Consider the following 12,848-nt stretch of genomic DNA (forward strand, 5'->3'; position numbering starts at 1 on the left):
GCAAGCTGGCTCCTACACCGAGCGAACCTGGCTGGCCGGCCCCCTGTAGGAGCTGGCTTGCCAGCGAAGGCGTGCGCAAGGCAGGCGCAAGTCTTGAAGGCCCTCTCGCCAGCAAGCTGGCTCCTGCAAAAAGTGTCCGCCAATGAAAACGCCCGGCAGGTGCCGGGCGTTTTTTAGGGGGGCGCTTATTCGTGGTATTGCGCCGACAACTCGTGCACCGCTTCCAGGAAGGCTCCGGCGTGCTCCGGTTTCACTTCCGGAGTGATGCCGTGGCCCAGGTTGAACACGTGGCCGCTGCCCTTGCCGTAGCTGGCGAGGATGCGCGCAACTTCGCTGCGGATCGCCTGCGGGTTGGCGTAGAGCACGGTAGGGTCCATGTTGCCTTGCAGCGATACCTTGCTGCCGACCCGGCGGCGGGCTTCGCCGATGTCACAGGTCCAGTCCAGGCCCAGGCTGTCCGCGCCGGCATCGGCAATGCTTTCCAGCCACAGGCCGCCGCCCTTGGTGAAGAGGATCACCGGAACCTTGCGCCCGTCGTGTTCGCGGATCAGGCCACTGACGATCTTGCGCATGTAGGCCAGGGAGAACTCCTGGTAGGCCGCCGCCGAGAGGCTGCCGCCCCAGCTGTCGAAGATCTGCACCGCCTGCGCGCCGGCACGGATCTGCCCGTTCAGGTACGCGGTGACCGACTGGGCCAGCTTGTCCAGCAGCAGGTGCATGGCTTGCGGGTTGTCGTAGAGCATGGCCTTGGACTTGCGGAAGTCCTTGGAGGAGCCGCCTTCGACCATGTAGGTGGCCAGGGTCCAGGGGCTGCCGGAGAAACCGATCAACGGCACACGGCCGTTGAGTTCGCGACGAATGGTGCTGACCGCATCCATTACATAGCCCAGGTCCTTGTGCGGATCGGGGATCGGCAGGGCTTCGATGTCGGCCAGGGTGCTGACCACTTTCTTGAAGCGCGGGCCTTCGCCGGTTTCAAAGTACAGGCCTTGGCCCATGGCATCGGGGATGGTCAGGATGTCGGAGAAGAGGATCGCCGCATCCAGCTGTGGATAGCGGTCCAGAGGCTGCAGCGTGACTTCGCAAGCGAACGCCGGGTTCATGCACAGGCTCATGAAGTCACCGGCGTTGGCGCGGCTGGCACGGTATTCAGGCAAGTAGCGCCCAGCCTGACGCATCATCCACACCGGGGTGACGTCTACGGGTTGCTTGAGCAGGGCACGAAGGAAACGGTCGTTCTTCAGGGCAGTCATGTCGGCATCCGGAAAAAAAGTGGGGGCATTTTCTCAGAGCGCGACACAAAAGGCACGGCAAGAGCCGTGCCTTTTATGTATCAGGTCAATTTGTCGCGGACTACAAGCAGTTGTTTAAGCGTCGCGAGCGAAGGCAAGGCAAGGCGAAAACAGACGAGGAAGCGGAGTTGACTGCTGTCAATGAGCATTCCGAGTCTGTTTTCAACGCAGCATTGCCGAGCGCAGCAGCTTAAACGCCCAGGTAGTCGAGGATGCCTTCGGCGGCGTTACGCCCTTCGAAGATCGCCGTCACCACAAGATCAGAACCGCGCACCATGTCACCACCGGCAAAGATCTTCGGGTTGCTGGTCTGGTGCTTGAACTGGCCCTGTTCCGGGGCCACGACACGGCCCTGGCTGTCGGTCTGGATGCTGAACTGCTCGAACCATGGTGCCGGGCTTGGACGGAAACCGAAGGCGATGACCACGGCGTCGGCCGGGATGATCTCTTCAGAACCCGGGATCGGCTCGGGGCTGCGGCGGCCACGGGCGTCCGGCTCGCCGAGACGGGTCTCGACCACCTTCACGCCTTCGACGCGGTCTTCACCGACAATGGCGATCGGCTGGCGGTTGTAGAGGAACTTCACGCCTTCTTCCTTGGCGTTCTTCACCTCTTTGCGCGAGCCGGGCATGTTGGCTTCGTCACGACGATAGGCGCAGGTCACCGACTTGGCGCCCTGGCGGATCGAGGTGCGGTTGCAGTCCATCGCGGTGTCGCCACCGCCCAGCACCACCACCTTCTTGCCTTTCATGTCGACGAAGTCTTCCGGCGACTTTTCAAAGCCCAGGTTGCGGTTGACGTTGGCGATCAGGAAATCCAGCGCGTCATAGACGCCCGGCAGGTCCTCACCGGCAAAGCCGCCCTTCATGTAGGTGTAGGTGCCCATGCCCATGAACACCGCATCGTATTCGGCGAGCAGTTGCTCCATGGTCACGTCCTTGCCCACCTCGGTGTTCAGGCGGAACTCGATGCCCATGCCGCTGAAGACTTCGCGACGATTGCTCAGCACGGTCTTTTCCAGCTTGAACTCGGGGATACCGAAGGTCAGCAGACCGCCGATTTCCGGGTTCTTGTCGAACACCACCGGGGTCACGCCGCCACGCACCAGCACGTCGGCACAGCCCAGGCCCGCCGGGCCCGCACCAATGATCGCCACGCGTTTGCCGGTGGGCTTGACCTTGGACATGTCCGGGCGCCAGCCCATGGCGAAGGCGGTGTCGGTGATGTACTTCTCCACCGAACCGATGGTCACCGCACCAAAGCCGTCGTTGAGGGTGCAGGCACCCTCGCACAGACGATCCTGCGGGCACACCCGGCCGCAGACTTCCGGCAGGGTGTTGGTCTGGTGCGACAGCTCGGCGGCGGCGAGGATGTTGCCCTCGGCCACCAGCTTGAGCCAGTTGGGAATGAAGTTGTGCACCGGGCACTTCCATTCACAGTACGGGTTACCACAACCCAGGCAGCGGTGGGCCTGGTCGGCCGACTGCTGGGGTTTGAAGGGTTCGTAGATTTCCACGAACTCTTTCTTGCGTTGACGCAACAGTTTCTTCTTCGGATCCTTGCGCCCGACATCGATGAACTGGAAGTCGTTATTCAGACGTTCAGCCATTATCAAAACCTCATCACACTCTTCAGGCGCATATCACTGCGGGTTGGCACGGGTGCTGGAAAGCAACGACTTCAAGCTGGCAGCCTTGGGCTTGACCAGCCAGAAACGGCGCAGGTAGTCGTCGAGGTTCTCGGCGAGGTTACGGCCCCATTCGCTGTCGGTTTCCTCGACGTACTCGTTCAGCACGCGCTGCAGGTGGCTGCGATAGGCTTCCATCGCTTCGCCGCTGATCCGTTGGATTTCCACCAGTTCGTGGTTGACCCGGTCAACGAAGGTGTTGTCCTGGTCCAGCACATAAGCGAAACCGCCGGTCATGCCTGAGCCGAAGTTGTAACCGGTCTTGCCCAGGACGCAGACGAAACCACCGGTCATGTACTCGCAGCAGTGATCGCCAGTGCCTTCCACCACGGTGTGGGCACCGGAGTTGCGCACGGCGAAACGCTCACCCGCGGTGCCAGCGGCGAACAGCTTGCCGCCGGTGGCGCCGTACAGGCAGGTGTTGCCGATAATGGCGCTGTCCTGGGTCTTGTAGACGCTGCCCTTGGGCGGAACGATCACCAGCTTGCCGCCGGTCATGCCCTTGCCCACGTAATCGTTGGCGTCGCCTTCCAGGTAGAGGTTCAGGCCGCCGGCGTTCCACACGCCGAAGCTCTGCCCCGCAGTGCCCTTGAAGCGGAACGTGATAGGCGCCTGGGCCATGCCCTGGTTGCCGTGGAGCCTGGCGATCTCGCCGGAGATCCGTGCGCCGATGGAGCGGTCGCAGTTGCAGATATCCAGGGCGAAATCGGCGCCGCTCTTGTCATTGATCGCCGAGCGGGCCATCTCGACCATTTTCTCGGCCAGCAGGCCCTTGTCGAACGGCGGGTTGCGGTCCACCTGGCAGAACTGCGGCTTGTCCGCCGGAATGTGGTCACTGCCCAGCAACGGGGTCAGGTCCAGGTGATGCTGCTTGGCGGTCTGGCCTTCCAGCACCTCCAGCAGGTCGGTCCGGCCGATCAGTTGCTCCAGGGAACGCACGCCAAGCTTGGCCAGCCACTCACGGGTTTCCTCGGCGACGTAGGTGAAGAAGTTCACCACCATGTCGACAGTGCCGATGTAGTGATCCTTGCGCAGTTTCTCGTTCTGGGTCGCCACACCGGTGGCGCAGTTGTTCAGGTGGCAGATGCGCAGGTACTTGCAGCCCAGGGCGATCATCGGCGCGGTGCCGAAGCCGAAGCTCTCGGCGCCGAGGATGGCTGCCTTGATCACGTCGAGGCCGGTTTTCAGGCCGCCGTCGGTCTGCACCCGGACCTTGCCGCGCAGGTCGTTGCCGCGCAGGGTCTGGTGGGTTTCCGCCAGGCCCAGTTCCCACGGCGCACCGGCGTACTTGATGGAGGTCAGCGGCGAAGCGCCGGTGCCGCCGTCGTAGCCGGAGATGGTGATCAGGTCGGCATAGGCTTTGGCCACACCGGCAGCGATGGTGCCAACGCCGGCTTCGGCCACCAGCTTCACCGACACCAGCGCCTGAGGGTTGACCTGCTTGAGGTCGAAGATCAGCTGCGACAAGTCTTCGATCGAATAGATGTCGTGGTGCGGCGGAGGCGAAATCAGGGTCACGCCGGGGACTGCGTAGCGCAGCTTGGCGATCAGGCCGTTGACCTTGCCACCAGGCAGCTGGCCGCCCTCGCCGGGCTTGGCGCCCTGGGCCACCTTGATCTGCAGCACTTCGGCGTTGACCAGGTACTCCGGGGTCACGCCGAAACGGCCAGTGGCCACTTGCTTGATCTTCGAGCTCTTGATGGTGCCGTAGCGCGCCGGGTCTTCGCCGCCCTCACCGGAGTTGGAACGCGCGCCGAGGCGGTTCATGGCTTCGGCCAGGGCTTCGTGAGCCTCCGGCGACAGGGCGCCCAGGGAGATACCGGCAGAGTCGAAGCGCTTGAGGATCGACTCCAGGGGCTCGACTTCGCTGATGTCCATCGGCGTGTCCAGGGTCTTCACCTGGAACAGGTCGCGGATCATCGACACCGGGCGGTTGTCCACCAACGCGGTGTATTCCTTGAACTTGGCGTAGTCGCCCTGCTGCACGGCGGCTTGCAGGGTGTTGACCACGTCCGGGTTGTAGGCGTGGTACTCACCACCGTGGACGAACTTCAGCAGGCCGCCTTGCTGGATCGGCTTGCGCGGGCTCCAGGCTTCGGTCGCCAGGGCTTTCTGCTCGGCTTCGATGTCGACGAAACGTGCGCCCTTGATCCGGCTCGGCACGCCACGGAAGCTCAGGTTGCAGACCTCCTCGGACAGGCCGATGGCTTCGAACAGCTGCGCGCCACGGTAAGAGGCGATGGTGGAGATGCCCATCTTCGACAGGATCTTCAGCAGGCCCTTGGTGATGCCCTTGCGGTAGTTCTTGAACACCTCGTAGAGGTCGCCCAGCACTTCACCGGTACGGATCAGGTCGCCCAGCACTTCGTAGGCCAGGAACGGATAGACCGCCGAGGCGCCGAACCCGATCAGCACCGCGAAGTGGTGCGGATCGCGGGCGGTGGCGGTTTCCACGAGAATGTTGGAGTCGCAGCGCAGGCCCTTTTCAGTCAGGCGGTGGTGCACCGCGCCGGTGGCCAGGGAGGCGTGGATCGGCAACTTGCCCGGCGCGATATGACGGTCGCTCAGGACGATCTGGGTGCGGCCGGCGCGAGCGGCTTCTTCAGCCTGGTCGGCGACATTGCGGATCGCCGCTTCCAGGCCGACGCTCTCGTCGTAGTTGAGGTCGATGACCTGGCGCTCGAAGCCCGGGCGGTCGAGGTTCATCAACGAACGCCACTTGGCCGGGGAGATCACTGGCGAGCTGAGGATCACTCGCGAAGCGTGCTCGGGCGACTCCTGGAAGATGTTGCGCTCGGCACCGAGGCAGATCTCCAGGGACATGACGATGGCTTCGCGCAGCGGGTCGATCGGCGGGTTGGTGACCTGGGCGAACTGCTGGCGGAAATAGTCGTAGGGGGTACGCACGCGCTGGGACAGCACCGCCATCGGCGTGTCGTCGCCCATCGAACCCACCGCTTCGTAGCCCTGCTCGCCCAGCGGGCGCAGGACCTGGTCACGCTCTTCGAAGGTGACCTGGTACATCTTCATGTACTGCTTGAGCTGGTCGACGTCGTAGAAGGCCGAACCGTGGTCGTTGTCTTCCATGGTGGCCTGGATGCGCAGGGCATTCTTGCGCAGCCATTGCTTGTACGGATGACGGGACTTCAGACGGTTGTCGATGGCGTCGGTGTCGAGGATCTGCCCGGTCTCGGTGTCCACGGCAAAGATCTGGCCCGGGCCGACCCGGCCCTTGGCGATCACGTCCTCGGGCTGGTAGTTCCACACGCCGATTTCCGAAGCCAGGGTGATGAAGCCGTTCTGGGTGGTGACCCAGCGCGCCGGGCGCAGGCCGTTGCGGTCCAGCAGGCAGACGGCGTAGCGGCCGTCGGTCATGACCACGCCGGCCGGGCCGTCCCACGGCTCCATGTGCATCGAGTTGTATTCGTAGAACGCGCGCAGGTCGGCGTCCATGGTCTCGACGTTCTGCCACGCTGGCGGAATGATCATGCGCACGCCGCGGAACAGGTCGATGCCGCCGGTGACCATCAGCTCCAGCATGTTGTCCATGCTCGAAGAGTCGGAACCCACGCGGTTGACCAGCGGGCCGAGCTCTTCCAGGTCCGGGATCAGGTCGTTGGCGAACTTGGTGCGCCGGGCCACGGCCCAGTTGCGGTTGCCGGTGATGGTGTTGATCTCGCCGTTGTGGGCGAGGAAGCGGAATGGCTGGGCCAGCGGCCATTTCGGCAGGGTGTTGGTAGAGAAACGCTGGTGGAACACGCAGATCGCGGTTTGCAGGCGTTCGTCACCCAGGTCCGGATAGAAGGCGGCGAGGTCCGCCGGCATCATCAGGCCCTTATAGATGATGGTCTTGTGGGAAAAGCTGCAGATGTAGTGGTCGGTGTCGGCGGCGTTGGCCACCGAGGAGCGACGACGGGAGCTGAACAGCTTGATGGCGAAATCCTGGTCGCTCAGGCCCTGGCCGCCGATGAATACTTGTTCGATCTGTGGCAGGCGCTCCAGGGCCAGACGCCCGAGCACACTGGTATCGATCGGTACTTTGCGCCAGCCCACCAGTTGCAGGCCGGCGACGAGGATCTCGCGGTTCATGTTTTCGCGAGCGGCTTCGGCTTTCACCGGGTCCTGGTTGAAGAACACCATGCCCACCGCATATTGCTTGGGCAGCTCGATGCCGAAGTGCTCCGTGGCGACTGCGCGCAGGAACAGGTCGGGCTTTTGCATCAGCAGACCGCAACCGTCGCCGGTCTTGCCGTCCGCGTTGATCCCACCGCGGTGGGTCATGCAGGTCAGGGCCTCAATGGCCGTTTTCAACAGGGTATGACTGGGTTCGCCCTGCATATGGGCTATCAGGCCGAAACCACAGTTATCCTTAAATTCATCTGGTTGGTACAGACCTGCTTTCATAGACACTTTCTCACCAGGCTGCCTCTTTTAGAGGCAAATTTCTTTTCAATTCAACCACTTGCATTCCGCGCCGAACGTACGCCAGCTTTGCGGGGGCAAAAGGGAGGTCATTGTACACACCGACACAAAGCCCCACAAATTTAGCGACGATCTGTCGTAAATTCATGTCGCATTTATGAACGTTTTAAAGCGATATGCTGTGCTAGTCAAAAAGTTTTGCTTTTGACTGCCGCGACTCAAAAACTACTGTGACGCAGACACCACAAGGCACGCGGCCTGTAAGGCAGCATGCCGATGCGGAAATTTGAGGTTGCCGGGAGAGGCGGCCTGGGTAAGGCCGCCGAATCTTCAGCGAGTTGTTGCCAGTTCTTGTTGAACGCTAGCGACAGTGCGAGGCCAAGGTTTACCAGCCTGAACCTTCGCTGGCAAGGATTTGATGGCGCTGACCGCTGCATCGCGGCTTGCGAAGTTGCCGTAGGTGATCACATACAGCGGCTTGCCGTTGAGGACTTTCTTGAAGTAGCGGTATTCGCCGCCCTGTTCCTTGACGAAGTTCTGCGCGGTGGCTTCCGAGCTGGTGCCGAGGATCTGCACCACGTAGTTGCCTGGCGCCTGGCCAGCGTACCAGCTGCCACCGGCGGCCTTGGCCACGGTGACCGGCTTCTCGGCCGGCTTGGCCGGAGCAGGCTTGGCTGCCACTGGTTTCTCTGCCGGCTTGGCGGCAGGCGCAGGCTTGGCCGTGGCCACCTGGGTCGGTGCCGGGGCTGGACGCGCTGCCGGAGTCGGCGTCGGGCCAGCCGTAGCCCCAGCAGGCGGCGCGGTGGTGGTCACGGTCGGTGGAACGGCGCTGGAGCCTTCAACCGGTACCCCGTCGTCACCCTCACTGATACCCCCTGCGGCTTCGGCCAGAGGGCCGCGCATCACGGGCTGCGACTGGCCGACCAACGGCAGCGGCATTGGCTGTGACGAACCGGCGAACTCTACTGACGGACTGCCATTGGCATTGGGTGTCGGTGTTTGCCCCAAAGGCAGCTGCGCTTGCTCATTGGCCGGAGCGCCGGTGGTTGGAGCCTTGCTGCGGCCCGGCATCAACCAGGCCGCGGCCACGGCCACCACCACGACAGCGGAGATGGCCAATACGTGTTTCTTCGGCATGTTGAACCCCATACTTGGACGCTTGACCGCAGAGCGGCTGGCGATCATTGCTTCGATCATTGCATCCCTGGCGACCTGGTTGATGTTGCCCGGCCAGCCATCGGAGCCTTCGTGAATATCACTGATCTGATCTGCGGAGAAAAGTTCGATGCCCTGCCCCGCACCTTCAAGCCGCTGGGCCAGATATTCGCGGGTTTCCTCTTCGGTATAAGGCTGCAACTCGATGACGTGGAAGCGCTCTTCCTCGGTATTGAGCTGGTCCAGTGCGGCGATCAGCGACGACTCGCCGAACAGGAACACATGGGGACGACCTTCCGGAGCGCCGGCCGCCAGGGCCAGCAGGGCCTCGAGGGCGGACTCGTCGAGCTGCTCGGCATCATCCATCAGCAGATAGACTTCCTGACCGGTCAGGGCCAGTTGCACTATCTGGGCGAGGATCGCGCCGATTTCAGCCTCGGCCACGTTCAGCGCCTGGGCCACCTGGCGCAGCACGCCGGCAGCGTCGCCGGCGCCGCGGGCCGACACCACCACGCTCTGCACCGATTGCTTGTTGGTACTGGCTACCAGCGCCTGGCGCAGCAGGGTCTTGCCGCTGCCCTGAGGCCCGGTGACCACCAGCAGCAACTGGCTGTAGCGGGCCAGGTGATGCAGTTGCCCCAGCACGGGCTTGCGCTGGGCAGGAAAGAACTTGAAGCCAGGGACCCGGGGAGCGAAAGGATCGTGGCTCAACTGGTAATGGCCGAGGAAAGCCTCGTCGGCGTGCAAACTAGTCATCGGGATCTTATTAACCTTTAAGCTGAGCCAGGGCGCGGTAGTCCGCTCCCAGCGTGGCCTGTAAAACCTCTTTCGGATAATCGTCGGTCACTACGGCTTCGCCCATGCGGCGCAACAGCACCAGACGCAAACGACCGTCGATCACTTTCTTGTCAATTGCCATGTGTTCGAGAAAATCCGCTTCGCTCATTTCCTCTGGCGGGATGACCGGCAAGCCCGCGCGCTGGAACAGGCGAATACCGCGGTCACGCTCCTGGCTGGTGATCCAGCCCAGGCGCGCGGACATTTCCAGGGCCATTACGGTGCCAGCAGCCACCGCCTCACCGTGCAGCCACACACCGTACCCCATGTGGGTTTCGATGGCGTGGCCGAAGGTATGCCCCAGGTTGAGGGTGGCCCGCACTCCCGATTCACGTTCGTCGGCACCCACCACCGCGGCCTTGGCCGCACAGGAGCGCTCGATGGCGTAAGTCAGGGCCTGCTGGTCCAGGGCCCGCAGGCGGTCGACGTTCTCTTCCAGCCAGGTAAGGAAGGGCTCGTCGCAGATCAGGCCGTACTTGATCACTTCCGCCAGACCTGCCGACAGCTCGCGGCTGGGCAGGGTGTTAAGGCTGGTGGTATCGATCAGCACCACGTTCGGCTGGTAGAAGGCGCCGACCATGTTCTTGCCCAGCGGGTGGTTGATACCGGTCTTGCCACCCACCGAAGAGTCCACCTGGGACAGGAGGGTGGTAGGAATCTGGATGAAATCCACGCCCCGCTGGTAGCAGGCCGCGGCAAAGCCGGCCATATCACCGATCACGCCGCCACCGAGGGCGATGATGGTAGTGCGTCGATCGTGGCGAGCAGTGAGCAGGCCATCGAAGATCAACTGCAGGGTTTCCCAGTTCTTGTAGGCCTCGCCATCGGGCAGGACCACCGAGATCACCGAGAACTGCCCCAGGCTGCGGGTCAGACGCTCAAGGTAAAGCGGCGCGACGGTCTCATTGGAAATGATCGCCACTTGCCGCCCGGCGATATGCGGCACCAGCAGCTCGGGCTGGTCCAACAGACCTTCACCAATGTGAATCGGGTAGCTGCGCTCGCCTAGATCGACCTTAAGTGTCTGCATGTGTCCCCACAGTGAAGATGGAAGCAGGCATTGTGCCCTGCATTGACGATGGGCCTCGTCTGGTCTTCTGACGCAGCCCGATAGCTCTGCGCCACACCTTGGCGGTCTGGCGCGACGCCGAGAATAGCGCATTTCGCTCGACGCATTAACGGGGTGGCAGCTGCTGCAGGCGCTCCAGTATGTCCAGTACCACCATTCGTGGCGGCCGCTCATCGGTTTCCACCACCAGATCGGCAATTTCCCGATAAAGCGGGTCGCGGATTTCCAGCAGGTCGCGCAGGGTCTTGGCCGGATCGGCGGTGCGCAGCAGGGGACGATTGCGGTCCCGGGCGGTGCGCCCCACCTGTTGCTCGACCGAGGCGTGCAGATAGACCACTCGTCCGCCAGCGTGCAGCGCCCGACGATTGGCCTCGCGCATCACTGCACCACCGCCAGTGGCCAGGACCACGCCGTCAGTGCCACAGAGCTCGGCGATCATCGCCTGTTCGCGATCACGAAAGCCCGGTTCGCCTTCCTTATCGAAGATCCACGGGATATTCGCGCCTGTACGCAGTTCAATTTCCTTATCGGAATCTTTGAATGGCAGGCGCAGCTCTTTGGCCAGTAAGCGACCGATGGTGCTTTTTCCAGCCCCCATCGGCCCAACAAGAATCAAATTTCGCACAGAATCAACGACTCACAGCAATCGCCTGGTTGTTCATGATACGCGGAGTGAGAAATACCAGCAGCTCGGATTTTTTCTCCGACACCACGTCACGCCGGAAAAGGCGGCCAAGATACGGCACATCGCCAAGAAATGGCACTTTATCTACAACCTTGCTCTGGGTATTCGAGAAAACCCCGCCGATGACGATGGTCGCCCCGTCGTTGACCAGTACCTTGGCATTGACCTCGTTCTTCTTGATCGGCGGTACATCCTGGACCTTGTTCAGGTAGTCAGGCTCATCCTTGGTGACCTTGACCTCCATGATGATGCGGTTGTCCGGGGTGATCTGCGGCGTCACTTCAAGCGACAGCGACGCCTCCTTGAAGGACACCGAGGTAGCGCCGCTGGAACTGGCTTCCTGGTAGGGGATCTCGGTGCCCTTGAGGATCTTTGCGGTTTCCTTGTCGGAGGTGACCACCTTGGGCTGGGAAACGATCTCGCCGTTGCCGGTCTTCTCCATGGCGGTCAACTCCAGGTCCAGCAGCACGTTGTCGGTGATGTAGGCGATACCGATGCCCGAGGTATGGGCGCTAGCCCCCAGATCGACAAAGGGTGAGTTGCTGCCGCCGCTGCCCGGAGCGCCGATGCTGCTGGAACCGCTGGCAGCGTTCTGCACCCCGCTGGCGCTCCAGTTGCCCTGGTTCTGCACCGAGCCGCCCCAGCGCACGCCCAGGCTCTTGTCGTAGTCAACGTTGGCCTCGACGATGCGCGCTTCGATCATCACCTGGCGCACCGGAACATCCAGCTGGGCGACGATGCGCCGAAGTTCGTCGAGGCGCTCCTGGCTCTGGTAGGCAATGATGCTGTTGGTGCGCTCATCCACGGTGATCGAGCCACGCTCATCGGCTTTTTCCTCGGCGCGGGTCACCGACTGGAACAGCTTGGCGATGTCCGCTGCCTTGGCGTAGTTGACCTGCAGCAGCTCCCGACGCAACGGCGCCAGGTCCTCCAGCTGCTTCTGTGACTCCAGCTCCTGACGCTCCCGGGCGGCAATCTCATCCGCCGGAGCCACCAGCAGCACATTGCCGATCTTGCGTGAATCAAGGCCTTTGGTCCGTAGCACCAGATCCAGGGCCTGATCCCAGGGCACGTTCTGCAGGCGCAGGGTGATGCCGCCCTGCACCGTGTCGCTGGCCACCAGGTTGAGGCCCGTGAAATCGGCGATCAGTTGCAGCACCGAGCGCACCTCGATGTCCTGAAAGTTCAGCGAGAGCTTTTCCCCCTTGTAGGCAGGTCGGGCCGCAGCCGCCCTGCTGCTGGTCTCGGCCAGGGGGCGGACACTGACCGTCAGGCGGTTGTCGGTCTGGAAGGTGGAATAGTCGAAGGCGCCCTTGGGCTCCAGGGTGACGGTGGTACGCCCGGCAGCCGTATCCGCAGTGATGTACTGCACCGGGGTGGCGAAATCCTTGACGTCCAGGCGAACCCGCAGCGCCTCGGGCAATTGGGTACGGGCAAAATCGAGGACGATCCGGCCCTCGCGCCGCTGGACATCGACAGCGATGCGCGGGTCGGACAGGTCGATCAGCACATTGCCTTCGCCCTCCTCGCCGCGCTGAAAATCCACGCCGCGTATCGACCCGGCCACTGCCTGCGGCTTTGCAGGCGCCCGAGCTGCCGTCCCCGGAGCAGCGGGCTTGGGCTCGGCGGCGCCGACCAGCGGTGCCAGCAGCGCTATCCATAGCGCTACACCGAGGGCTGAAACAGTCCTGTTCATTTTCC

Annotated in this window: 6 protein-coding genes and 1 pseudogene; all 7 read right to left on the bottom strand. The window is 62.7% G+C overall.

Features of this window, described 5'->3' with window-relative positions; genetic code table 11:
• Nucleotides 1-185: 185 nt before the first annotated feature.
• Nucleotides 186-1,253: a uroporphyrinogen decarboxylase gene (gene hemE, locus AC1RCO_RS21870; protein ID WP_041115348.1), complete on the bottom strand. Its 1,068-nt coding sequence runs from the start codon at nt 1,251-1,253 to the stop codon at nt 186-188.
• Nucleotides 1,254-1,482: 229 nt separating this feature from the next.
• Nucleotides 1,483-2,901 (bottom strand): FAD-dependent oxidoreductase, encoded by a 1,419-nt coding sequence (locus AC1RCO_RS21875; protein WP_011058828.1) that lies wholly within the window; start codon nt 2,899-2,901, stop codon nt 1,483-1,485.
• A gap of 33 nt (nt 2,902-2,934) precedes the next feature.
• A complete protein-coding gene (gene gltB / locus AC1RCO_RS21880) occupies nt 2,935-7,383 on the bottom strand; it encodes a glutamate synthase large subunit (protein ID WP_492618036.1) in 4,449 nt (1,482 codons plus the stop codon).
• A 348-nt stretch (nt 7,384-7,731) separates the two neighbouring features.
• On the bottom strand, nt 7,732-9,312 hold the full coding sequence (locus AC1RCO_RS21885) for an AAA family ATPase (RefSeq protein ID WP_492618037.1): 1,581 nt from the start codon (nt 9,310-9,312) through the stop codon (nt 7,732-7,734).
• Between the two features lie 10 nt (nt 9,313-9,322).
• The gene (aroB, locus tag AC1RCO_RS21890; protein WP_011058825.1) at nt 9,323-10,423 is read right to left on the bottom strand and encodes a 3-dehydroquinate synthase; all 1,101 of its coding nucleotides are present in this window, start codon (nt 10,421-10,423) and stop codon (nt 9,323-9,325) included.
• A 145-nt stretch (nt 10,424-10,568) separates the two neighbouring features.
• The gene (gene aroK / locus AC1RCO_RS21895) at nt 10,569-11,087 is read right to left on the bottom strand and encodes a shikimate kinase AroK (RefSeq protein WP_011058824.1); all 519 of its coding nucleotides are present in this window, start codon (nt 11,085-11,087) and stop codon (nt 10,569-10,571) included.
• 4 nt (nt 11,088-11,091) lie between these two features.
• Nucleotides 11,092-12,747 (bottom strand): annotated as a pseudogene (locus AC1RCO_RS21900) (type IV pilus secretin PilQ); the annotation flags it as partial.
• Nucleotides 12,748-12,848: the final 101 nt, after the last annotated feature.

This window comes from Pseudomonas sp. GW823-FHT03E05, from assembly GCF_058796855.1.